General features: G+C 48.1%; 26 protein-coding genes. 17 read left to right on the top strand and 9 right to left on the bottom strand.

Annotation, left to right across the window (positions count from 1 at the left end; all coding sequences use genetic code 11):
* The first annotated feature begins 2 nt into the window (after window positions 1-2).
* A complete protein-coding gene (gene prmC / locus N5E87_RS03905) occupies window positions 3-863 on the top strand; it encodes a peptide chain release factor N(5)-glutamine methyltransferase (protein ID WP_086902027.1) in 861 nt (286 codons plus the stop codon).
* A 145-nt stretch (window positions 864-1008) separates the two neighbouring features.
* Here prmC and N5E87_RS03910 read toward each other — a convergent pair whose 3' ends face one another.
* Complete coding sequence (locus N5E87_RS03910; protein ID WP_086902028.1) at window positions 1009-1422, bottom strand: GNAT family N-acetyltransferase; 414 nt, start codon at window positions 1420-1422, stop codon at window positions 1009-1011.
* 117 nt (window positions 1423-1539) lie between these two features.
* Between N5E87_RS03910 and N5E87_RS03915 the strand changes: the two genes are divergently transcribed.
* The 6 genes from N5E87_RS03915 to N5E87_RS03940 all read left to right on the top strand — a co-directional run bounded on the left by N5E87_RS03915 (window position 1540) and on the right by N5E87_RS03940 (window position 7788).
* On the top strand, window positions 1540-1935 hold the full coding sequence (locus tag N5E87_RS03915; protein ID WP_011623908.1) for a SirB2 family protein: 396 nt from the start codon (window positions 1540-1542) through the stop codon (window positions 1933-1935).
* Window positions 1935-2723 carry a tetratricopeptide repeat protein gene (locus tag N5E87_RS03920; RefSeq protein WP_086902029.1) on the top strand — a complete coding sequence of 263 codons (789 nt, stop codon included), beginning with the start codon at window positions 1935-1937 and terminating at the stop codon, window positions 2721-2723. The genes N5E87_RS03915 and N5E87_RS03920 overlap by 1 nt, the downstream gene beginning before the upstream one ends.
* A gap of 144 nt (window positions 2724-2867) precedes the next feature.
* The gene (locus tag N5E87_RS03925) at window positions 2868-4115 is read left to right on the top strand and encodes a DUF819 family protein (RefSeq protein ID WP_011623906.1); all 1248 of its coding nucleotides are present in this window, start codon (window positions 2868-2870) and stop codon (window positions 4113-4115) included.
* A 57-nt stretch (window positions 4116-4172) separates the two neighbouring features.
* A complete protein-coding gene (gene kdsA, locus N5E87_RS03930) occupies window positions 4173-5021 on the top strand; it encodes a 3-deoxy-8-phosphooctulonate synthase (RefSeq protein ID WP_086902030.1) in 849 nt (282 codons plus the stop codon).
* 164 nt (window positions 5022-5185) lie between these two features.
* Window positions 5186-6058 carry a multidrug transporter gene (locus N5E87_RS03935; RefSeq protein ID WP_086902031.1) on the top strand — a complete coding sequence of 291 codons (873 nt, stop codon included), beginning with the start codon at window positions 5186-5188 and terminating at the stop codon, window positions 6056-6058.
* Window positions 6059-6264: 206 nt separating this feature from the next.
* On the top strand, window positions 6265-7788 hold the full coding sequence (locus N5E87_RS03940) for an EAL domain-containing protein (RefSeq protein WP_232015359.1): 1524 nt from the start codon (window positions 6265-6267) through the stop codon (window positions 7786-7788).
* A gap of 62 nt (window positions 7789-7850) precedes the next feature.
* On the opposite strand, the gene N5E87_RS03945 is transcribed toward N5E87_RS03940, so the two are convergent.
* From N5E87_RS03945 to N5E87_RS03960, 4 genes are all read right to left on the bottom strand, one after another.
* A complete protein-coding gene (locus N5E87_RS03945) occupies window positions 7851-9251 on the bottom strand; it encodes an ammonium transporter (protein ID WP_232015271.1) in 1401 nt (466 codons plus the stop codon).
* Complete coding sequence (locus N5E87_RS03950) at window positions 9248-9586, bottom strand: P-II family nitrogen regulator (protein WP_011623902.1); 339 nt, start codon at window positions 9584-9586, stop codon at window positions 9248-9250. The genes N5E87_RS03945 and N5E87_RS03950 overlap by 4 nt, the downstream gene beginning before the upstream one ends.
* A 295-nt stretch (window positions 9587-9881) precedes the next feature.
* Window positions 9882-10862, bottom strand: coding sequence for a 2-dehydropantoate 2-reductase (locus N5E87_RS03955; RefSeq protein ID WP_279775090.1), 981 nt, complete (start codon window positions 10860-10862; stop codon window positions 9882-9884).
* Entirely contained in the window at window positions 10862-11224 is a 363-nt protein-coding gene (locus N5E87_RS03960) for a VanZ family protein (RefSeq protein ID WP_011623900.1), read from the bottom strand. Before N5E87_RS03960 ends, N5E87_RS03955 begins: the two co-directional genes overlap by 1 nt.
* Before the next feature lie 162 nt (window positions 11225-11386).
* Here N5E87_RS03960 and N5E87_RS03965 point away from each other — a divergent pair, with 162 nt between their 5' ends.
* Window positions 11387-11872 carry a YajQ family cyclic di-GMP-binding protein gene (locus N5E87_RS03965; RefSeq protein ID WP_011623899.1) on the top strand — a complete coding sequence of 162 codons (486 nt, stop codon included), beginning with the start codon at window positions 11387-11389 and terminating at the stop codon, window positions 11870-11872.
* A 90-nt stretch (window positions 11873-11962) separates the two neighbouring features.
* On the opposite strand, the gene N5E87_RS03970 is transcribed toward N5E87_RS03965, so the two are convergent.
* From N5E87_RS03970 to N5E87_RS03985, 4 genes are all read right to left on the bottom strand, one after another.
* Entirely contained in the window at window positions 11963-13360 is a 1398-nt protein-coding gene (locus tag N5E87_RS03970; RefSeq protein ID WP_279775091.1) for an MFS transporter, read from the bottom strand.
* A 149-nt stretch (window positions 13361-13509) separates the two neighbouring features.
* A complete protein-coding gene (locus N5E87_RS03975) occupies window positions 13510-13830 on the bottom strand; it encodes a hypothetical protein (protein ID WP_086902034.1) in 321 nt (106 codons plus the stop codon).
* A gap of 69 nt (window positions 13831-13899) precedes the next feature.
* On the bottom strand, window positions 13900-14487 hold the full coding sequence (locus N5E87_RS03980; protein WP_011625277.1) for a peptidylprolyl isomerase: 588 nt from the start codon (window positions 14485-14487) through the stop codon (window positions 13900-13902).
* A gap of 33 nt (window positions 14488-14520) precedes the next feature.
* Entirely contained in the window at window positions 14521-15087 is a 567-nt protein-coding gene (locus N5E87_RS03985; protein WP_086902035.1) for a YajG family lipoprotein, read from the bottom strand.
* 136 nt (window positions 15088-15223) lie between these two features.
* Here N5E87_RS03985 and N5E87_RS03990 point away from each other — a divergent pair, with 136 nt between their 5' ends.
* The 9 genes from N5E87_RS03990 to N5E87_RS04030 all read left to right on the top strand — a co-directional run bounded on the left by N5E87_RS03990 (window position 15224) and on the right by N5E87_RS04030 (window position 23788).
* The gene (locus N5E87_RS03990; RefSeq protein WP_086902036.1) at window positions 15224-15787 is read left to right on the top strand and encodes a porin family protein; all 564 of its coding nucleotides are present in this window, start codon (window positions 15224-15226) and stop codon (window positions 15785-15787) included.
* Between the two features lie 241 nt (window positions 15788-16028).
* Complete coding sequence (locus N5E87_RS03995) at window positions 16029-17060, top strand: DUF2804 domain-containing protein (RefSeq protein ID WP_086902037.1); 1032 nt, start codon at window positions 16029-16031, stop codon at window positions 17058-17060.
* A gap of 44 nt (window positions 17061-17104) precedes the next feature.
* Complete coding sequence (locus N5E87_RS04000) at window positions 17105-17968, top strand: sterol desaturase family protein (RefSeq protein WP_264889395.1); 864 nt, start codon at window positions 17105-17107, stop codon at window positions 17966-17968.
* A 197-nt stretch (window positions 17969-18165) separates the two neighbouring features.
* Window positions 18166-18801, top strand: coding sequence for a hypothetical protein (locus N5E87_RS04005; protein WP_279767127.1), 636 nt, complete (start codon window positions 18166-18168; stop codon window positions 18799-18801).
* Window positions 18802-18969: 168 nt separating this feature from the next.
* Entirely contained in the window at window positions 18970-20367 is a 1398-nt protein-coding gene (gene mpl, locus N5E87_RS04010; protein WP_264889397.1) for a UDP-N-acetylmuramate:L-alanyl-gamma-D-glutamyl-meso-diaminopimelate ligase, read from the top strand.
* A 1-nt stretch (window position 20368) separates the two neighbouring features.
* A complete protein-coding gene (locus N5E87_RS04015; protein ID WP_279775094.1) occupies window positions 20369-21028 on the top strand; it encodes a UbiX family flavin prenyltransferase in 660 nt (219 codons plus the stop codon).
* A gap of 7 nt (window positions 21029-21035) precedes the next feature.
* Complete coding sequence (gene hpt / locus N5E87_RS04020; protein WP_011623888.1) at window positions 21036-21566, top strand: hypoxanthine phosphoribosyltransferase; 531 nt, start codon at window positions 21036-21038, stop codon at window positions 21564-21566.
* Between the two features lie 516 nt (window positions 21567-22082).
* Window positions 22083-23021, top strand: a complete 939-nt coding sequence (locus N5E87_RS04025; protein WP_086902042.1) for an ABC transporter ATP-binding protein — start codon at window positions 22083-22085, stop codon at window positions 23019-23021.
* The gene (locus N5E87_RS04030; RefSeq protein WP_086902043.1) at window positions 23018-23788 is read left to right on the top strand and encodes an ABC transporter permease; all 771 of its coding nucleotides are present in this window, start codon (window positions 23018-23020) and stop codon (window positions 23786-23788) included. The genes N5E87_RS04025 and N5E87_RS04030 overlap by 4 nt, the downstream gene beginning before the upstream one ends.
* Window positions 23789-23810: the final 22 nt, after the last annotated feature.

Genomic DNA, 23810 nt, shown 5'->3' on the forward strand with positions numbered 1-23810 from the left:
TTTTGGCTGATCAATCGAGTATCGCCGAGGCCCTGCAATGGGCCTACGTACAGCTAGCGCCTACCTCTGAATCCGCCCATCTGGATGCAGAGGTTTTTCTGCTGTATTGCCTCAATAAAAACCGTGCATTTCTCTACACTTGGCCCGAAAAAGCCTTGACGGTGGAGCAGTGGAAACGTTTCCAGCAGATGGTGCAACGTCGCCAGCAGGGCGTACCCGTGGCGCATATTGTGGGTGAGCGTGAGTTTTGGTCACTGCCGTTTATCGTGAATGACACCACGTTAATTCCTCGCCCCGATACCGAAATCCTGGTCGAAACTGCCTTAAACTTGCCCCTTGAGAGCAATGCTAAGGTGCTCGATTTAGGGACTGGAACTGGTGCAATTGCGCTGGCGCTGGCTTCTGAGCGGGCGACTTGGCAAATCACTGCCGTCGATAAGGTGGAAGATGCGGTGGCCTTGGCCAAGGCTAACCGAACTAACCTTAAGCTCGAGCAGGTTGAGATCCTCCAGAGTGACTGGTTTAGTGCTATTAAGACCCATGACTTTGATTTAATTGTCTCAAATCCGCCCTACATTGATGAGGCCGATGAGCATTTACATCAAGGGGATGTGCGTTTTGAGCCGCAAAGCGCGCTCACTGCCGCCGATGAGGGCTTTGCCGATCTTTACTACATCGCCAAAACCGCTCGGGATTATTTAAAGCCCAACGGCTATATTCTGCTCGAGCATGGTTTTGAGCAGGCGGTAAAGCTTAGAGAAAAACTGACCGAGCTGGGTTATCAGAATGTCGCAACCGTGCGGGATTTTGGCAGCAACGACAGATGTACTATGGGTAAGTGGATGGGTTTGATTGGAATTTAATATGTAATCCTATCCTGCCAAGCACTAAACAACGCCATTGGTTATTTATCAATGGCGTTTTTATTTGTGTATCGGTTGAAATGGGTCGCTTTTGGCAAGTGCCCGACTCAATATCTTCAAAATCAGCTCTAAGCTTAGGCTCAAGCTATAACACTTTGACCATAAAGAATTTACTGCCGGTTTCGGGATAGGCTTGTTGTACCCATTGCACGCGATATCCGTGGCGCTCATAGAAAGGTTTGGCTTGAAAATCTAAGGTGTCGAGCAGGACAAATTGGCAGCCGCGTTGTTTGGCCTTGGTTTCGGCCTCGAGTAATAAGCGTGAGCCGATGTTTTGCTGGCGTAATGCGGCATCGACCCAAAGGTAGTCAATCAATAGCCAATTACCAAAGGTTTTGCCGCTTAAGCCCGCGAGCAAGCTGCCATCCTCATCCTGTAATTTTAATCCTAGGTTTTGGCGTTTCAGTGTTTGCCAGTGCAGCTGATTAAATTCGACGATTTTTTGCTTTACTGCATCGGCAAATTCGGTGGATTCATCGTCAATTATCATTAAATTCATTGTGGTTTCCTGCAAACTGAGGGCCGGGTTTCGTCTGTGAATCTCGCGCGTTAGGCATTGGTCTGGCGTTATGATTAGGGTAAACTAGCGCCTTTGTCACTGGCCATAAGTATCACAATGGAAACTTTTTACAGTCTTTATCCTGCTGTTAAGCACCTGCATTTAACCTTAATTGCCGTGAGTGTGCTGTTTTTTGTCGTTCGTTTTGTGTTGCACTTACGTCAGTCAGCACTGATGGGCAAGAAAGTATTCAAAATCGCGCCCCATGTTATCGACACTTTTTTACTGCTGTCGGGCTTAACCCTGTGCTTTATGATCAAGCAATATCCCTTTGTGGATCCTTGGTTGACCGAAAAGATTGGCGCCGTGCTCGCGTATATTGCCTTGGGCGTGATTGCGATAAAAGCGAACAGAAACAAATTGTTCAAAGTTTTTGCCTTTTTAGGTGCATTAGGTTGGTTAGTTTACGCCGCCAAATTGGCGCATTTTAAACAAGCGGTATTATTGGGTTAATGGGTAAATACAATCTGCAAGATGGCATTTCTTTGCCCGAGTCGGCATTGGATGTAGGTGCTCACCTTGGATTTTCAAACCTCGAAGCGGCGAAATGGGCTTGGTTTGAATTGGCGGGAGCCGTATTAAGTCATTACCTGGTGGATCAACAGCAACGCTTAAATGCGTTGCTGCATTGGTTTTATCAGGACTTGGGTTTTTGTGTCCGCGACAATTACTTCAGTACCGAAGCGGCGGACTTAGGCACTTGCCTTATCACTAAACAGGGCAATAGCACCACACTGGCGACGGTTTTGATGCTACTGGCCAAGCAGCTCGATTTAGAGCTCGAAGCCTTACTCTTACCGGGTAATACCGTGCTTCGCAGTCATGTTGCTGGTGTTGTGCGTTATCACGACCCACTGACGGGCAAAGAGCTAACGAAACACCAACTCCATGTGTTAGTGCGCGGTGAGCTGGGTAACGCGGCTGAACTTAAGCCAAGCTACTTAAAGGCTGCGTCGGTGAAGAAGCTGATTTCACGCATGCTGCATGAGCTTAAGGCGGGGTGTATCGTGTCGCATCAATTTGAGGCGGCGATGGAATGTTGCAACTTACTGCTACAGTGGCATCCAGATGATGTGCACCTAAATCGGGAGCGCGCCTTTATCGCCCAGCAACTGGGGTGTATCAATGTCGCTGCGGCCGATCTGCAACACTTTGTCGATAACAGCCCGCATGATCCTGTTATCGAAATTGTCAAAATGCAGCTCAAAGAGCTCAGTGAACACGCTGAAATCTATCACTAAATCTTAAAGGAGAGCCTAGCAGGCTCTCCTTGTTTTTCTAAAAAACAACAATAAATCGGGCGAATGGGAAGTTTGCCCACTAACTGCAAACGGCAGTTTTTAGCATAAATACAATAACAACTGTACCAAACAGGGAGAATACTCATGGCAAGCACGGCATTAGTCACCAATGACGCGGTGGCGCTGGGAATATTGGCAACGATTCTGGGATTTGTGTTTTATACCAGTAGTAGTAGCCATCCATTTTGGCAAAAGTTTTACCGTTTTATTCCTGCGTTATTACTCTGCTATTTCTTACCATCGTTGTTGAATACCTTTGGGGTGATCGATGGTGGCACATCGCAGCTTTACTATGTGGCCTCGCGTTATCTATTGCCCGCCTGTTTGGTGCTACTGATTTTAAGTGTGGATTTAAAAGCCATCTTAGGACTGGGGCCTAAGGCGGTGATCATGTTTTTAACTGGGACTGTCGGTATTGTGATCGGCGGGCCGATTGCACTGCTCGTGGTGTCCTTTATAGAACCCTCATTGATTGGTGTCGATAGTCCTGATGCGGTGTGGCGTGGCATGACGACGCTCGCGGGGAGCTGGATTGGCGGCGGTGCCAACCAAGCCGCGATGAAAGAAATTTATGAGGTGGGCGGCAATATCTTCTCCGTGATGGTGACAGTCGATGTGATTGTGGCCAATATTTGGATGGCAGTATTGTTGTTTATGGCGTCAAAAGCCAAAGAAATCGATGCCAAGACAGGTGCAGATACCACAGCAATTGAGACCTTAAAGAACAAGGTTGAACAGTATCATGCTGAAAATGCACGTATTCCAAGCCTGCGTGATTTGATGCTGATTGTGGCAGTCGGTTTTGGCATCACGGGCGTGGCCCATATTGCCGCCGATTTCCTCGGCCCTTATTTTGAGGCCAACTATCCTTGGACTGAGGATTACAGCTTAACCTCTAAGTTCTTCTGGCTAGTGGTGATTGTGACCACCATAGGTTTAGCCATGTCCTTTAGCCCTATGCGCCATTTAGAGGCGGCGGGGGCTTCTAAGGTGGCGTCGGCGTTCTTGTATATTTTGGTGGCGACCATTGGTTTACATATGGATGTAAGCAAGGTCCTTGATACGCCGCTATATTTTTTAGTGGGCATTATTTGGATGATAGTGCACGCTGGCTTTATGTTATTGATTGCTAAGTTAATTAAGGCTCCTTTGTTTTATATGGCCGTGGGCAGTCAGGCAAACGTAGGTGGGGCGGCATCGGCGCCAGTTGTGGCAGCGGCGTTCCACCCAGCTTTAGCCCCTGTAGGGGTATTATTAGCCGTATTTGGTTATGCGCTAGGCACTTATATGGCGTGGCTCTGCGGTCAGTTACTGCAAGCCGTCGCGGTATAGTAGCCTTAGCTCCTGTTCAGCGCTGGTAAGGTTCCAGCATTTTAGAGAGAAGTTGCGATGAGTAATAAAATCATAAACCTAGGTTCAATCGAGATCGCTAACGATAAACCTTTCGTGTTGTTTGGTGGCATGAACGTGCTTGAGTCTCGCGATCTCGCTATGTCGATTGCTGAAACCTATGCCGAAGTGACGCAAAAACTGGGTATTCCCTATGTTTTCAAGGCGTCGTTCGACAAGGCTAACCGCTCTTCTGTTAACTCTTACCGTGGTCCAGGCATGGAAGAAGGCTTAAAGATTTTTGAAGAAATCAAAAAGACTTTCAATCTGCCATTGATCACCGACGTGCATGAGCCTTACCAATGTGCGCCTGTCGCTGAAGTGGTTGATATTATTCAGCTACCAGCTTTCTTAGCGCGCCAAACTGACCTCGTTGTCGCCATGGGGAAAACGGGCGCTATCATCAACGTGAAAAAGCCACAGTTTTTAGCGCCCCACGAAATGCGCCATATCATCACTAAGTTCAACGAAGCGGGTAACGATGAGATTATCCTGTGTGAGCGTGGTTCATGCTTCGGTTACAACAACCTAGTCGTTGATATGCTGGGCATGGATGAGATGAAGCAATCCGGCTACCCAGTGATTTTCGATGCCACCCACGCATTACAACGTCCAGGTGGTCGTGCCGATTCGGCGGGCGGCCGTCGTGCTCAAGCGACTGAATTAGCCCGTAGTGGTATGGCGTTAGGCCTAGCGGGTCTGTTTATCGAGGCTCACCCAGATCCAGATAACGCTAAATGTGATGGTCCATGTGCCTTACCACTGCATCAGTTAGAAAACTACCTGAAGCAGATGAAGGCGATTGATGATTTGGTGAAATCCTTCGACCCGATTGATACTAGCAAGTAAGCTTGGCTGAACCTTATTAACTAAAAAGCCCCGAATCGTTCGGGGTTTTTTATTGGGTGAAATTTTCTCCATAGCGATATCAAAACCTTGTGTTTATGATGTTGGCTCCAATTTAGCGCATAACCCATGTCAGAGTGCAGTCTGGCAGTAACAGGATGGCTCGGATGTGGATTTTCTTTACCTTATTAGCCGCATTTATGCAGGCGTGGCGCAATGCCTTTCAGAGCCAACTGAGTAAAGAGGTTAAGGTGGCGGGTGTCACCTTGGCGCGGTTTATTTGGGCTGGCCCGATTGCGGCCTTGTATCTTGGGCTGTTATATCTTTGGGATAATGTGGGATTACCGCATTTTACGGCGGAATTTATCGGCTTTATTGTCGGTGCATCCATGATGCAGATCCTCGCGACTGGCTTGATGGTTAAGTTGTTTCAACAACAAAATTTTGCCATCGGTGCCGGGCTTGCCAAGAGTGAGGCCATTGTCGCCGCGATATTAGGCACTTTCTTTTTTGGCACCCATTTATCGTTACTCGGTTGGATTGGGGTGATTTTAGGTGGCGTTGCCGTGTTTTTATTGAGTGCCAAGCAAGGGCTTAGGCAGTTATCCCTAAGCACTGTGCTTCTTGGCATTGCTAGCGGCAGCGCCTTTGCACTGACCTCTTTATGGGTGAGGGAAGCAAGCCTGAGGTTAAATGTCGGCTTTCCCCATAGCGCCGCTTGGGTATTGTTATGCGTGATCTGTTTGCAAACCTTAGTGTTAGTCAGTTATTTAGTCCTAAAGGATAAGGAAACGTTAATCGCCTTAATCCAACGGCCTAGGTTAACCTTGCTGACGAGTACCGCTAGCTGCTTTGGCTCCATTGGTTGGTTTAGTGCCATGTCTTTGCAGGCCGTACCCTACGTGAAAACCCTAGGCCAAGTAGAAATCTTCTTTATGATGCTGATTTCGGCATTCTGGCTCAAAGAGAAAGTGAAAATTAAAGAGTTGCTCGGCCTTATCTTAATCGCCTTGGCAGCGATATTAGTGATGTGGGAATAATGCGGCAATTGATGGCAAAGTCGGTATCGATTAATGAAGTTGCGCAGGCCCGATAATCGATTAATCAAAACATAGGGCAAGAAAGACCAAATCGGCTATATCTTTGATTCTTTTAGTGGCTAAGATACTGTCGATACAAAAAATAACAATCGATTCAACGGGGATTTGTTACTATGCCAGTCCGTACGATTCTTGCCCAAATTTCGATGCGTCACAACTTCTCCTTATCCGAATTGACATTAAAACACTGGCTAACCTTACTTCTGTTGCCCATCTTTTTAGCTTTGCTATTGAGTTACTTTATCGCGGGCTATTTAAGCCATAATAAAGCCGCGGAAATTGGCCGTTTCAATTTGGAGCGTCTAGAGGCAATCTTAGACTTATCGGATGAAGTGGGTGAGTTTGCCAAGGACTTAACTGAGCAAGATTGCGGCAAGTTAACCGAATATATGTATTTTCAGCCTTATTTTCGGGGCGTATTACTCTTCAATGCAAATGCGTTTTACTGCTCGTCGACTACGGGAGAGGTGAATCTCCCCTTAAATACCTTACTACCTGCTGATAGGCTGCAAAATGGCTCTGAATATATCGTGCCTGAGACGCCTGCTCGGCCGGGCGTACCAGCGATCATCACGATTTATAAGAATGAGAATACGCAATACGGCGCCGTGGTTGTTTCCGAAGGCCAATACCTTATCGATAGTTTTATTCAGCCGGATGTCTTTCCTCGCGCGGTGAAAACCGTTGTGCTTGGCTTACATGGGGCGACGTTGCCCTCAAGCCCGCAGTTTAGTGGTAACCAAGTTATTAGGGTATTGGCGAAGGATCAGTTTGATGTGCATCAGGATTTTGTCATCCTGCTGGAGATCTCTAAGGGATTGTTTTGGCATTTTTATTGGATTGCCTTTGCATTATCACTGCCGCTGATATTTACCCTGATCATATTGTCCAGCCTATTGCTGACAAAGCGTCGTGGGCGTCACTCCCTTGCGGACGACATTAGAAGCGGCATTGAAAATAAAGAGTTTTTCCTCGTATACCAACCTATTGTGGGCAGTGAAGATGGCAAAGCCAAAGGCGTTGAAGCGCTGGTGCGCTGGCAGCATCCGCAAATGGGCTTAGTTCGTCCCGATTTGTTTATTCCCATCGCCGAAGAAAGCAAATTAATCGTGCCATTAACCAATTATATTTTTGAACGGGCCTTGGCCGATTTTAGCTCGATGCAAGTGGAACCGGGTTTTAGGGTCGGTTTTAACGTGGCGCCCGAGCATTTTATCCAAAGCGATATCGAGGCTAAGTTTCGTTACCTTAGGGATGCGTTTGCAGAAATTGGTGTGCAGCCGTTAATTGAAATCACCGAGCGGCAATTATTAACGGCGGATATGTGTGAGCGAATTGCTGCGCTACGTGAGCTGGGGATTCTAGTGGCGATTGACGATTTTGGTACTGGGCAGACAACCTTGTCGCTGCTGCAAACCTTTACCTTGGATTACCTTAAAATCGATAAATGCTTTATCGATACCATAGGACAAGATTCGGTGACCTCCCATGTGCTCGATACCATCATCGAACTCTGCCATAAGATGAATTATGTGGCTGTGGCCGAAGGGGTGGAGACCCAAGAGCAGGCGGACTATTTAATCAGTCGTAATGTGCATTCTTTGCAGGGCTATTTATACGCTAAGCCGATGAAATTAGATGAGCTTAGGCAATGGCTGAAGGTTCATTAACAAGCGGTATCAGTAAACTTGCCATCAGGACGTGAGTCCTGACGGCAAGTGTAGTCATCAAGCTACAGGCTATAGCCTGTTTCTTCATGCTCGGAAAGGTCTAGGCCATTCACTTCCTGCTCTGTGCTGACTCGAAGTCCGCCGAGGATTTTGCCAATCACCACAAACAATAACCAAGTTACAATCGCTGTATAGGTGAACGTAGCGATAACGCCAATGGCCTGCGCCCCGAGTTGGTCGAGCATAGTGTGGTTCACACTGGCAAAGCCATAACCGCTGAAGATCCCAAGCTGAGTCGAACTAAATACTCCCGCCAGCAAAGTACCGAGAATACCGCCGACACCATGAACTGGGAACACATCGAGTGAGTCATCAATCTTAAGCTTTTGTTTAATGTACACAGTTGAAAAGAAGCAAACCACGCCGCCAAGAAAACCGATAACTAATGCGCCAGCAGGGCCGACATAACCCGATGCTGGAGTGATAGTGCCAAGGCCTGCCACCATGCCTGTGACTATACCAAGTGCACTGGCCTTACCGAATTTATACCACTCGATACCTGCCCAAGTGATAGCGCCCATCGACGCGGCTAGATGGGTCGCGAGAATCGCCATGGCCGCAGTGCCATTGGCGCCTAAAGCGCTGCCGCCATTAAAGCCAAACCAGCCTACCCACAACATGCCCGCGCCTGTCACTGTCATGGTTAAGTTATGGGGCATAATGGCCGAGTTTAAGAATCCCTTACGCGGCCCTAACACTTTTGCCGCCACCAGTGCCGCCACCCCAGCGGTAATGTGTACGACGGTACCGCCAGCAAAGTCATACAGGCCAAGCTCGGCCAACCAGCCGCCGCCCCACACCCAGTGGGTGATAGGTGCATAGACTAACAGCAACCAAGCGCTTGAAAACATCAGTACGGCGGAGAACCTCATCCGCTCGGCAAAGCCACCGATGATCAGCGCTGGCGTGATAATCGCGAAGGTCATCTGGAAAAGCATAAATAAAGGTTCGGGAATATCCCCACTGACACTATCGCGACCAATGCTGGCTAGAAAAGCTTTGCCAAGCCCGCCGATAAAACCGTTGCCGGTATCGAAGGCGATAGAGTAACCCACCACAAACCACAGCACGGAGGCGATAGCGGCGATAGAAAAACACTGCATTAAAATCGATAGCACGTTTTTACTGCGCACCAGACCGCCGTAAAACAGCGCCAGCCCTGGGAGTGTCATCAATAGGACTAGGGCAGATGAGCTTAAAATCCAGGCAGTGTTGGCGCCGCTGAGCTGTGCCTCATCGGCCAACGCTGTGCCTGCAAAGCCGCTGGCGAACAGCGCCAATAATGCCTGATAACCCAATTTTGAATAACGGGCGTTAGGCTGAGCAAACTTAGTGTGCTGGCTGGTTTGGGTATTCGTGCAGCGCTCGATCTTAGTGTTAAGTGCGGGTGTCTGTTGGCTCATATTGCATCACTCCCTTCCTCAGCGGTGCGCACGCGGATCACTTGCTCGAGTGGGGTGACGAATATCTTACCGTCACCGACTTTACCCGTGTGAGCCGCAGCAACAATGGCTTCGATGACCGCATCTTCCAGCTCGGAATGGATGGCGATTTCAAGCTTCATTTTGGGGAGAAAGTCGACCGCATATTCGGCGCCGCGATATAGCTCTGTATGTCCCTTCTGGCGACCAAAACCGCGTACTTCGGTCACTGTCATACCTTGGATGCCAAGTTGCGTCAGCGCTTCACGTACATCATCAATTTTAAAGGGCTTAATAATAGCGGTGATGAGTTTCAACTTTATTCTCCAACGAACTTCAGACGTAAGTGGGGTGAACAAAGCAGGAATCAGGCCATAACAATAATGTTTTTATTATCATTATGTTAACAATGTGACGCACTCAAATAGACAGCGTTTTTGCCGCAAAAGAGTGCAAAAACAGGTGATTACGCCCCTATTTGGTGCGCTGTGATGGTGCATTTGGCATCGAAATGCCAATTCGAGTGCATTTAAAAATGCTGGAATATCGCCGAGTTTTATTTGGCTCGGTTGGACATGATGAAATCCATTTAAAATCAATTGAGTATATTGATTAAGTTTGTGGTGTTATTGCCGACAACTGTTTAATGGATTGGCACATTTGGGCATTGGTGGCTGCACTTAAACCGTGCGCGCTGGCGCGGTCGCAAATATAACCATTAATTTGTTCAATCTCGGTTGGCCTATGGTGTGCTACATCTTGGTGCATCGACGAGAAATTCGCGGCCGTAAGTTCAATCACCCGGTAGACGCGCTCCTCAAGCATTTGTCTATCCAGCTCGATACCATCGTGGGCGGCCACCTCGACCAGTTCATCTAAGATACTGGCGATGGTCTGGGTAAATTCTGCTTGAGCCAAGGTGCCATTCGGGCATTGATGCAGGGCGGTCAACGGATTAATCGCGGCGTTTACCGCAAGCTTTTGCCAAAGACTCGGAATAATTGCCTCAACCCATTCACTGCTCGGGATAGCGTTTAGCAGCCCATCACGCAGTGCTTGCGATAATACGGGACCGATAAAATGGCCAAACTGGGTCAAGCCTTGGCCAGTTTGTTTGACTTGCCAGCGGGACTGGCGCAGCACGCCTTGGGAGGTGGTGCCAAGGCTTAAGCCGCGTCCCTGTAATTTGGGCGCGAGAGCCAAGTGTGGCCCCATGCCATTATGTAATAACAGGATATGACACTGGGGCGAGAGTTTGTCGAGTAAAGGGCTAATAGTATCAACGACTTGATAAGCCTTAACGCACACAATTAGCAGCTTAACCTGCTGTAAGCCTGTGCTGTCTAAACTAACTTTAGGCACTCGGTATGACACTGAATCGGCACTTGCATCTGTTGATGGCAGAGGGCAAAACACAAGGTCTTGCCAATCCGTCGCCTCAGAAGTGGATACTGATTCACGCGCTATCAGGCCTACGGCTAATCCTGCCGAATGCAGTTGATGGCAAATCAATTGCCCCACGGCGCCAGCCCCTAAAATCGCGATATCGGTGATTTGAGGCTCCATAGCGGATGACGCACCTTGGCCGAACATTATTCTTCCTTGAGTTGGGCGGCGCTAAAGTATTTTCGATAGGCCCAAAGACAGAAGTAAAACAAAGCGATACCAGCAAAGTCCGCTAACACATCGCCGACAGAGGCGCTGCGGTAGGGTAAACGCGATTGCACTAGCTCAATCAAAATCGCGTAGGCGGCAAGTACCAGCGAGAGCCAGTACCATTTAGGGCGAAAGGCGAGAAAGGTCAGATAAGAGAGACAGAAGAAGCTCCCAAGATGGCCTACCTTATCGATATTGGGGATACTTTGCGAATAGGTTGGTCTGGAAAACACCAGATAACTGATCACGACAAAGGCTACGGCTAAAGCCAATTTGAATAGGGTGTTTTTAGTTATCACAAATACAATTTGATTATCTTAGTGTGACGCCATAATAGGAAAATGTGCCGCCAAAGTCATCCATAACCCGAGTTTTATCTTGCTTGGGCAAAGTTAACCTTCAACTTGGGGGAGGGAGTCGGTAAACTATGGGCATTTACAATCACCTAAGGGGCGGCAACTATGCCTTCATTTGATATTGTGTCTGAAGTGGATGAGGTTGAATTACGTAACGCGGTCGAAAACTCCCGCCGTGAACTCAGCAGCCGATTCGATTTTCGTGGTAAAGATGCCAGCATCGAATATAAAGATCATGTGGTGACTCTCACCGCGGAAGATGATTTCCAGTGCAAGCAGTTGGTCGATATTCTGCGTACCCAATTGAGCAAGCGTAACGTTGAGCCTTCGACTATGGATGTCGACGAAAAGTCGGTTCACAGTGGCAAAACCTTCTCCCTGAAAGTGCGCTTTAAGCAGGGGATCGAGACGGATATCGCCAAGAAAATCGTTAAGATGGTCAAAGATAGCAAGATTAAAGTGCAATCTCAGATCCAAGGCGACACAGTGCGTGTGACGGGTAAAGCCCGCGATGATTTACAAGCTGTGATGGCGTTAGTGCGTCAAGCGGATCTTGGTCAGCCTTTCCAGTTCAATAACTTCCGCGATTAATCGCAAAGCCTAGCCAGCATTTGATTCACCTTGAGTCAGTGTGCTGATAGACATTCAAAAGCCCCTCGCTATCAAAGGCGAGGGGCTTTTTTATTGCTTAGATTCGGCGTTATCTTTGCTGCCATGGGGCACGTATCTATTCACTAAATGAATAAGCAGTAACACGGGAAAACCAATCACACTGGCGGCGACAAAGAAGTTTACATAGCCATAGGCATCGACATAGGCGCCCGAGAAGCCAGCAATAAACTTAGGGAAGAGCAACATAATCGAGGAGAGCAGCGCATATTGGGTCGCACTGTAGCCGCTGCTGGTGAGGCTCGAGAGGTAAGCGATAAAGGCGGCGGTGGCAATACCGGCGCTAAAGTTATCGATCGAGATCGCAAAGGTTAAAAATTGGACGTTGTAACTAATCATCGCCTGCCAAGCAAATAGCAAATTGGTGACAGCGACCAAGAGGGCGCCAAGGAATAAAATCTTCATGGTGCCGAAGCGGGCTAATAGGATACCGCCAAAGGCTGCGCCAACTAAGGTCATGATAAGGCCATAGATCTTACTCAGATAAGCAATTTCTTCTTTGCTAAATCCCATGTCCACGTAGAACACGTTGGCCATAATCCCCATCACGATATCCGAAATGCGATAGCAAGAAATCAGCAAAAGAATCAAAATGGCGCTACGGCCATAGCGGTTAAAAAAGTCAATAAAGGGCAGTATGCTGGCGGTATAAATCCATGAGAGACTCGCCGCAACGGGCTTGGGATAACGCTCGCTCAAGCGTTGTTTTACCGCTAATTCGGTCTCATCGGCGGCGCGGGTATCGACCTGTGGCTCGCGGCTAAAAAGCGTTGTTAACACCCCGACAAACATCAGTCCTGCCATCACCAAATAGGAAGTTTGCCAAGCGAGCAGGTTATATTCGGTATTGCCTGGCTCAACCCAAGCGGCGATGCTGAGCGCACCAGCGGTCGCCACAATCATGGCGCTGCGATAGCCCACCTGATAGGCGGCAGCAAGCGCGGCCTGCATTTTTTCGGGGGCAGATTCGATACGAAAGGCATCAATCACAATATCTTGGGTGGCGGATGCAAAGGCGACCATCAGGGCAAATACGGCCAAGCGTTCGAGATCTTGCAGTGGGTCGCTAAAGGACATACCCAAAATCGCGCCGACCAATAGCAGTTGGGCGAACAACATCCAACTGCGCCGACGACCTAAAAAGCGCGTCAGTATGGGCAGAGATAATCTGTCCACCAAGGGCGACCAGGCCCATTTGAAGGCATAAGCCAGCGCTATCCAACTGAAATACCCGATAGATGTACGGTCTACTCCTGCTTCCCGCAGCCAAAAAGACAAGGTTGAAAAGACCAACATTAATGGCAGGCCAGCAGAAAAGCCGAGTAACAACAGTATCAACACGCGCTTATGGTAGTAAACGCTAAAGAATTCTAAGATGCGCCGATTTAAACCGATTACGAACATAAGCATGAGCCGAGGAGTCGAATCCGCCTAGCTTACGGGTAAGATGCGGTGGGATTCAAGGATTAATACGTATCCTTATGATGCTCGATGGGTTTCTGTGCGGCAGAGGGAAAATAAAAAGACCCAGCAAGCTGAGTCTTTAGAGAGTGTATTACTCAAGGTCGAATACCAACGCACCCTGAGGGCATTTGGCCTCCTAAACTAAGGAAGTCACAGCACGCATGTAACTGCTGACACAGGTACTGATTGCCGCGGATCACCCAGTCTGGCCACTTGTTAAAACTATGGAGCAAATGCCAAAACACGGTTTCTGTTTCTGTTTGCGCTTCACTACTTGGAATGAGTAATTGCCATTCCTCGAGTGTGTCCCAAAGATAGAGCTGGACTTCATGGAAATCGAGCTCGTCACTCAAAAATGCTTTGCCATACATAGCAAGCTGGGGCGCTTTATTATCGATAAATTCTTCAATCGTCACCCTTGCCTCCTTTCTGTTGCCTTTTGAGTATAGATAGAGGATTAGGGCTTTTGATCAAATTTTTTTCGATTATTTTTTCGGCAGTAATTTAGCTGTTTTCAATATGATAGGTGTCACTGGCACATCGGGCCAATTGAGTTTTGCATTGGTCGTGGTCTCGACCACTGCCATGGCTTCCAGCACTTGTTTGCCCTCAATCACTTCACCAAATACCGCATAACCCCAACGACGTTTGGATGGATCCAGCTTAGTGTTATCCGCCACGTTGAAGTAAAACTGGCGGGTAGCCGAGTGGGGATCGTTGTCGCGCGCCATCGCAATAGTCCCCATGCTGTTGGATAAGCCGTTGCCAGACTCGTTAACTATCGGTTTTCCTGCAGGTAATTCTTCTAATTGTGGGTTTAGTCCGCCACCTTGAACGACAAAGTCACTGATAATACGGTGGAAAATCGTGTTGTTGTACTCGCCTTTGACTACATAGGTCAGAAAGTTATCGACGGTAATCGGTGCGCGGGTTCTATCGAGTTCAACCACAATCTTACCTAGGCTGGTATCAAACTCGACTTGGGGATACAAGGTATCGGGTTGAATGTCGATTGCTGCCCAACTGCTATAGCTGGCACAGAGAACTAAGAGTGCAGATATCCAACGAAACATTATGATTTCCTTATTAATTATCGATTAGCACTATTATTGTTGCAGGAACTGGTTTAACTCAGGGTCATTCAAAATTTCCCCTGTGAGTTGGCCGAGTAACTTGTTCATATCCAGCTCTAGAGTGGCAAAGTCTGGTGTTAACGGGCCTTTTAAAGTGCCCTTGGCTTTATAGCGTTTGACTAATTCTTGACTGGAATTGCGGGCTTGCACGGCAATCAGCACGCTGTGTTTGGCCTCATAACCGAAGGTCTTTTTGGTGACATCCATTTGCAGTTCTTCTAACTGAACTTGCACAGAGTTGGTCGCGCTTGGGTCAATCTGGTAGCCCGCTTGGGTAAAACCGTTACGGAAAACTTCATCGAGTAATAATTTAGGTGGCTCACTCGGGCCGACGAGGCGAGTCTTAGTGCCTTCTTCGATAAAGCGCGCCACGTACTCGACGTTACGGGTATCAATGGTATCCAATGAGATCTGTACGGGTCTGTTGGTCTGTTGGTTAATATCGGGAACCTGTGGGCTAAATGCCATATGAGTTGGATTTTGGCTCGCGCAGCCCACGAAGAGCAGGGGGAAAGTCAGCGTCAATAATAACTTTTTCATGGGGGATCTCATGCAAGTAAAAAGTGGCTACAGCATACCAGAAATCCCCCCTGTTACCACAATGCACTCGGGTTCAGTCCTTATACAGGTGCAAAGGTTATGATGTGCCAACATCTGAATACTGAATTTAAACAATATGAAATACTTAACAATTAATACTTGGCTGTTGTCGTTCGCTCTGTTTAGCGGGGCGGTTGTGGGTAAGGCGAATGCCGGCGATTCTCCCCATGTGTTGGGTGGCAGCTTAGGCTATGGCACTCAAGAATTTGAAACTAAGAGCGGCAAATATGATGCGGGCGATACCTTCACCAGCGACTTTTATTATCGCTATATGCTTAACGGCAACTTTGGCGTTGAAGCAGGGTATTTAACGGGCTCTGGTGGTGTGGCAAGTGCGCTCGTTAATACATTCAGCGAGATAAAAGATTTACGTTTCCAAGGTGTTAGATCTACCGCCTACGGCGAATATGCGCTCTCCCGTGGTAATAGTCTGTACGCCAAACTCGGCGCTGCTTACACCCAAGTGAGTTATGAGATGGATAAGCAAGAGATGGATTCGGACGATGTAGGTTTTTACGGCGCGGTCGGTTGGCAATATCGGTTTCAGTCGGGCTTTGGGCTAAACCTTGAATACCAATATGTGCCAATGAAAGAACTCGAGCTACAAGGGGTAAACTTTGGCATGAGTTATCGTTTCTAACGACTTAGGTTTACGGAAGCATTCGCTATCAATTTGCGGATAAGTTTGTGTCGATTAAGCGCCTTAGGGCGCTTTTTTTATGATCCGCTGGTGGGATTAAACCGAATTCTTGCCGGCAACAAAATCACAACAATTTGAGCTTGCACTCTTTTAATGCAATGGGCGACAGGTTAGAGTAAAAATTCAACATTAAATAAGAGAGCATAAATGCTCCTTCGAGTGCACAAGCAAAGGCGAGTTTATGTCTAGGATTATTACCCAAATCGCCCCCGACAGTTTAATCAATGCCAAAGGTCAGCCACATTTCGGCCATTTCGATGGCATAGTCGGTAGCTTAGGTTTAGCGGATTTTGCCTATTTCGATACCATGGACAAGCCCGCATCGGCCTGGGCAAAACGGTTTGATTTTAAGCAGTTCCAGTTTATTTCGATTATCACGCCGCGCTACATCATTGGCATTGCACTGGCGGATATCGCTTATCTGGGAAGTGGTTTCTGTTATTTATATGACATTAAAAACAATAGGTTAACTCAATATGACTGGCTGAAACCCTTTGGGATTGGCTACCGGATGACGCCTTCACCCGCCAACGGGGTTGCCGCAATCGGCGGTAAAGGCGCTAGCGTGACCTTTAAGATCCAAGAGGGTAATTGGCATTTAGTCATTGATACTAAAAGCATTCAAGCCGATTTAACCCTGCATGCCTTACCTTTAAGTTTACCTATGGCCATGTGTAGTCCCACGGGATACAACGGCTGGACCTATACCCAAAAACACAATGGCTTATCGGTCAAAGGACAACTCACCATAGACCATGAACCGCAACCATTGAATTTTGCCCTCGCAGGTTATGATTTTTCCGCGGGCTTTATGCGCCGAGATACCAGCTGGCGCTGGGCATCCATCAATGCCCAAATTGATGAAGGGGTGATTGGATTAAATCTTGCTGCGGGTGTTAATGAAACCGGTGCCAATGAAAACGTGTTTTGGATCAATGGCGAGCGGCATTTACTCGGACCTGTGCAATTTGAGTTTGACCGTCATGGTCAGCAGGGCACAGATCTCTGGCGTATTCATAGTCACGATGGCCGCGTCGATTTAGAGTTTACGGCGCGAAATTGCCGCAGTGAGAAACGCAATTTTATCTTGCTGAAAAGTAATTTCCGCCAATATCTGGGGCTTTTTAGCGGTTTTATCATTGACAACCAGGGGCGTAAATTCCAACTCAATAATGTGTTGGGATTGACCGAGGACCATTACGCCCGCTGGTAGGCGATTTACGCTTTAATACAATAATAACAATAGGATAAGGGTATATGGATATCGCCGCGTTAATCAATCATCCCGAGGTGTTGCTGCTGGTATTGGCTCCACTGTTTTTTGTCTGCATTTTGCTGGAATGGTATTTCGGCGACAGAAGACAAAAACTGCCAGTGAGTGCCCGTTACCACACGAAGGAAGTGCTGTGTAATTTTAGTCTCGCCGCCATGCACCAAGGCGCGGATATCCTCACGGGTTTGCTGATCGCTAAGTTGTACCTAGCGGTATTTGGTTGGAAATTATTCGATATTCAAATGGGGCCACTCAGCTTTGTGCTGCTGATGATTGCCCAAGATTTTTGCTATTACTGGTTCCACCGTGCGAGCCATAGAGTGCGGTGGATGTGGGCGGCCCATGTGGTGCACCACAGCTCGGAAAATATGAACTTCAGCACCGCCTTTCGCCAGAGTTTGATGTATCCCTTCGCTGGTATGTGGGTGTTTTGGTTGCCGCTGGTGATCTTAGGCTTCGACCCTAATTGGGTGGTTTTTGTGGTGCTATTGAACTTGGGATTGCAGTTTTTTGTGCATACCCAAGCGGTGAGAACACTTGGCCCCTTAGAATGGCTGTTTAATATGCCTTCCCACCACAGGGTGCACCATGGGCGTAATCCACAATATATCGATAAAAATTACGCCGGTATTTTAATTATTTGGGACAAACTCTTCGGTACCTTTGTACCCGAGGGCGAGACAGTGATTTACGGGATCACTAAACCCGTCAACAGTTTCAATCCACTTAAAGTGACCTTTAGCGAATGGCGCGATATGTTCAGCGAGGTGACGGCGCGGGGGCTGACATTCTCGGAGCGCTGTAAAATCCTCTTCGCGCCTCCAGCCAGTCAGCAAAAGGATGAGTGATTTAGCTCAATACGCGAATCAGCAGCGCTCAACGAGTGGTTAATCTTCACTAAATAGTGCAAATGGCTAATAGGAGTCAGACCTTAGCCTTGCTAGCCTACTTTTCTTTTTTTGCAAATTTATAGATGAAAAAATGTACAGGCTCATGCTTTGGTGGTAATTTTTTGTACAAGGGATTCATCTGAGTAGGTTGCAGTATGGTTGATGAGCCGCATTTAACCTTAGAGGAATTAGCTTGTTTTAGAGAGCTATTTTCTCCTAATCGCATAACCCATAACGCCGAGGATGCTCATTCTGAGCCCTTGGTTAACCATGTATTAACGGTCAAAACCGATGTGCCGCAAGCACTGGCCTCGCTTTTGGGTAAGGCCAAGTTGACCCTGCTGGCCGAAGTCGGCCCCTATAAACTTTGGTTTCCCTTAGAGATGCGCCTCGATGATTTTGGCCAATTGCAGCCCACCTTAGGTGTTCCCGAAGTGTTCGACGCCACTGGGGCGGAGCGGAGTTGGCGTCTGACTCAGCCAGAAGATGTGTGGATCTTTGACCAAGATCAGGGCGAACAATGGTCTGTGGTGTCTTTGTCGAGTTCTGGCATGGCGATTCGTGCTAAATCCCAGCAGCAGTTTGAGCAATTGGTCGATAGCCAAGAGCTGCAGTTACAGTTACCCGATGGTGAAACCATGCGGGTTAAAATCGAGCCGATTCGCCACGAGCAAGGACTAGCGATTGTCAGGTTTCAGGCCGAAGCCGAAGAGCGAGAAGCCCTGCGTCAGTTCCTCTTTAATCGCCATCGCAGTCAATATCCAAAGCTCTATGCCAGCTTGCGCGGATAAGTGAGCTTGGTGGCACAATTCTGTTAGCTAAACTTCACTCAATTGTAAAAATCCCTTTCTCTATCAGTATCTTTGCCAAACAAGTGGCTTTTCCGAGATCCTAACCTGCCAATCTGCTGTGCTATGGATTAGAATAGCCTTGAATTCAAAAACATCAGAGCGAGCGGTATGCACGTACATATTTTAGGAATTTGTGGAACCTTCATGGGTGGCCTAGCACTCTTGGCTAGGGCAAAAGGGCACAGAGTGACAGGCTCGGATGCCAACGTCTATCCACCGATGAGTACGCAGCTTGAAGAGCAAGGTATTGAACTCATTCAAGGTTTTGATCCAAGTCAGTTAGGTGAAGCGGGTAGTTATCCCGATCTTGTGGTGATTGGTAATGCCATGAGCCGAGGCAATCCTTGTGTCGAAGCGGTATTAAACCTTGGGATCCCTTACACCTCTGGACCACAGTTTTTAGCCGATCATATTCTGCCTGAGCGTTGGGTGTTAGCCGTGTCTGGTACCCATGGAAAGACTTCCACTTCAAGCATGCTGGCGTGGATCCTAGAGGATTGCGGTTATCAACCCGGTTTCTTGATTGGCGGCGTGCCACAAAACTTTGGCGTGTCGGCCCGTTTAGGGGAATCGGCGTTTTTTGTGGTCGAAGCCGATGAATACGACAGCGCCTTCTTCGATAAGCGTTCTAAATTTGTGCATTATCATCCCCGTACGCTGGTGATCAATAACCTCGAATTTGACCATGCCGATATTTTTGCCGATTTAGCGGCGATCCAAAAACAATTCCATCATCTGATCCGTACCGTGCCAGGGCAAGGCAAAGTGATTTGGCCTGCCGATTCCCACGCGGTAAAACAAACCATTGAGATGGGCTGCTGGAGCGAGCAAGAGACCTTCCACACCGCTGAGGTGACTAAGGGTTGGCATGCTAAGGCTTTAAGTGATGATTGCCACGAGTTTGAAGTCTTCTTCGACGGCGAATCCCAAGGTGTGCTCGAATGGGCGCTGATTGGTCAGCACAATATCGAAAACGCGCTAATGGCCATCGCGGCCGCGCGCCATGTTGGGGTTAAACCGAGTGCTGCTATCGCGGCATTAACTCGCTTTGTGCCGCCGAAACGTCGTCTGGAGCTGCTAGGTACTGTTCACGGCGTGAGTGTATACGATGATTTTGCTCACCATCCAACGGCGATTGCGACCACCATTAAGGGCATGCGTGCCAAGGTTGGTCAAAGCAAAATCACTATCGTATTAGAGCCGCGCTCGAACACGATGAAGAGTGGGGTGCACAAAGACACGCTGGCTCATTCCATGCTGCAAGCGGACGAAGCCTTTTTATATCAAGCTGATACTATCGATTGGAACATGAAAGAGGCGATGGAAGCTGCGGTGATCCCTGTGACTGTTCTGCATCAAATTGATGATGTTGTGGCTAAAGTCTCTGCCTCGGCAAAAGCGGGTGACACTATCGTGGTAATGAGTAACGGCGGCTTTGGCGGCTTACATAAGAAACTGTTGGCGGCGCTCGAAGTGAGCCCACAGTTTGTTCAGCAGGCGGACTAATATGGCCTATGCCAAATCTGATAAAGCCATTAGCTTAGCCTGGACCGGTGCCTCGGGCGCGCCCTATGGCTTGAAGTTATTAGAGTGCTTGTTGGCCTCGGGCTATCAAGTATTTCTAATGATCTCAAGCGCAGCCCGTGTGGTGCTGGCCACTGAGCATGGCTTGCAGCTTAGTGCGAACAGCGATAAAGCCAAGGCACAATTGCTCGAGGTGCTGGCACAGAAGAAGATCACTTTATCTGGCGAGTTAGTGGTATTAGGCAAAGATGAGTGGTTTTCGCCGCCAGCTTCAGGCAGTGCAGCCCCTAAACAAATGGTGATTTGCCCTTGCTCGACGGGGACTCTGGCGGCTGTTGCCACCGGCATGAGCAATAATTTGCTCGAACGGGCGGCGGACGTGGTATTAAAAGAGCGCGGGCAACTGATCTTGGTTCCGCGGGAAACTCCTTTTAATGCCATACACTTAGAGCATATGTTAACCCTATCGCGCTTAGGGGCTACTATCATGCCGGCGTCACCGGGCTTTTATCATAATCCCAAATCCGTAGAAGATCTGGTAGACTTCATGGTCGCTCGAATCCTCGATCATTTGGGCGTTGACCATGCATTAACGAGTCGCTGGGGCTATGACAAACACTCCCCCAATGACATCGACAATTGAGACTGATATGAAACACACCACCGAAGTGATGATCTCCGCCGAAGAGATCAGCCAAAAATTGGATCAAATGGCCGAGCAAATCAATGCCCACTATGCCAACAGCGAGCGTTTGCTGATGGTGGGATTGTTAAAAGGTTCAGTCGTATTTATGGCTGATCTGTGCCGCCGTATTAAAGGCCATGTTGAAATCGATTTTATGTCGGTTTCGAGCTATGGCAATGCCATGACCAGCTCACGGGATGTGAAAGTGCTGAAGGATGTGCAATCGGATATCGCGGGCCGCGACGTGCTGATTGTGGAAGACTTAATTGACTCGGGCAACACTTTAAACAAAGTGCGCGAAATGCTGTTATTGCGTGAGCCAAAGAGCTTAGCCCTGTGCACTCTGTTGGATAAACCCGAGCGCCGTGAAGTGGATGTTAAAGTCGACTTTATCGGTTTTACGATCCCCGACGAGTTTATTGTGGGTTACGGCATCGATTATGCTGAGCAATACCGCAACTTGCCTTATATCGCCAAAGTGGTGCCGCTCGAATAAGCCCGATGCGTTATGACTCAAACTCCCGCCTAGGCGGGAGTTTTGTTTTGTGCCGAAAGTTGGCTACGCAAATGTTGTTTGGGGTCACGTATCCGCGTTTGGTGATCTATTAGGGCGTGTTGACGTTTCAGGGTTATTTTTGCAGCAATTTGGCTGGCTTTTATGCAAGGCAAAGTCCGTGCAGTGTAGTTATTCTACATAAACGGACGATAACGCAGCAGAAACGTCAGCCAAATGCTGCCCGAAGGGTTCGTCTGGCAAGCCCTTGCTCTTTGTCACTCGTCATTTGAGTAGAATAACTACACATCATTCCTCGTTTCGCGAGCACGAGCTTGCCAGAGCGAACAAAATTTAATCTCGAAACGTCAACACGCCCTAGTTATTTTTAATAAATTAATCTGTATTGATTCAATCAACTAGAGCCATAATTCGTTTTTATACAGCCTAGCGTGTTGCATTTGCTGTTTTCGACACCATCTTATTGTTTTGTTCATTCTTTTAGGATCAGGTAGCACTATGGCCAATCATGCCCATGCTCTCGTACTCGAGGGGCTAAAAAAAACCTACAAAGGCGGTGTAGAAGCGGTAAAGGGGATTAGCCTTACCGTTGAACAGGGAGACTTTTTTGCTCTACTCGGCCCGAACGGCGCAGGTAAGTCGACCACTATTGGTATTATCAGCTCCTTGGTGCAGAAAACCGCTGGCTCTGTGCAGGTGTTTGATTTTGATATCGATAAGCAGCTCGAGGAAGCCAAGCTGTGCATAGGTTTAGTGCCACAGGAATTTAACTTCAACCAGTTTGAAACGGTACTGCAAATCGTCGTGAATCAGGCGGGGTATTATGGCGTGCCTAAGGCCGTGGCTCTTGAGCGAGCCCAAAAATACTTAAGCCAGCTGGATTTGTGGGATAAGCGCAACAGCCAATCTCGCACACTCTCTGGGGGAATGAAGCGGCGATTAATGATTGCCCGCGCCCTGATGCACGAACCTAAGTTACTGATCTTAGATGAGCCAACGGCAGGGGTCGATATTGAGCTACGCCGCTCAATGTGGGAATTCCTCAAGCAAATTAACCAGCAGGGCGTGACTATCATTCTGACGACCCACTACCTTGAAGAAGCAGAAATGCTCTGTCGCAATATCGGCATTATCGATAAGGGCGTGCTGGTGGAATGCACGAGCATGAAGGCCTTGTTGAGTAAGCTGAATCTCGAAACCTTTATCCTCGACCTACGCCGCGATATCGATGTCGCCCCCACACTCGATAGCATGGTGTGCCGTTTAACCGATCCGCATACCTTAGAGGTGGATGTGGCAAAGGATCACAATCTCAATGATGTGTTTACGCAGTTAACCGCCGCTAAGGTAGAGGTTTTGTCGATGCGTAACAAATCCAATCGTTTAGAAGAACTCTTCGTCGAGTTAGTGAAGAAAACCCAAGGAGCTAAGGCATGAAACAGCTGTATTTTATCGCCTTAAAAAGCATATTAACTAAGGAAATCAATCGTTTTACCCGGATCTGGATCCAGACTCTAGTTCCGCCAGCGATCACTATGACCTTGTATTTTTTGATTTTTGGTAACTTGGTCGGTAGCCGCATTGGCGATATGGGTGGCGTATCTTATATGGAGTTTATCGCGCCAGGTTTAATCATGATGTCGGTAATTACTAACTCCTATTCGAATGTGGCGAGCTCTTTCTATAGCGCGAAATTTCAGCGTAATCTCGAGGAGTTAATGGTCGCACCCGTGCCTCATTATGTGATGATCGCAGGCTATGTGGGGGGCGGTGTCGCTCGGGGCTTATGCGTTGGTTTAATTGTCACGCTAGTCGCCATGTTCTTTGTCGACATCAGCTTGCACCATGCGGGCCTTGTGGTCATGACGGTATTTTTAACCTCAGTGCTGTTCTCCTTAGGGGGATTAATTAATGCGGTATTTGCCAAGAGTTTCGATGATATCAGCATCATCCCGACGTTTGTGCTCACGCCCTTAACTTACCTCGGCGGAGTATTCTATTCACTGTCGTTGCTGCCATCCTTTTGGCAAGGCGTTTCGGCACTGAACCCTGTGGTCTATATGATCAACGTCTTCCGTTACGGTTTCTTAGGTTTTGCCGATATCAGCATTCCGCTTTCTATTGGCATTATGGTGGGCTTTTGTGCCGTACTTTGGGGCGTTGCGTATTACCTCATCTCGCGGGGAATAGGCCTGCGTTCGTAATCCGGTTCTTGTTGATACCATC

It is taken from the genome of Shewanella sp. GD03713, from assembly GCF_029843705.1.
In the GTDB taxonomy this organism is placed as follows: domain Bacteria; phylum Pseudomonadota; class Gammaproteobacteria; order Enterobacterales; family Shewanellaceae; genus Shewanella.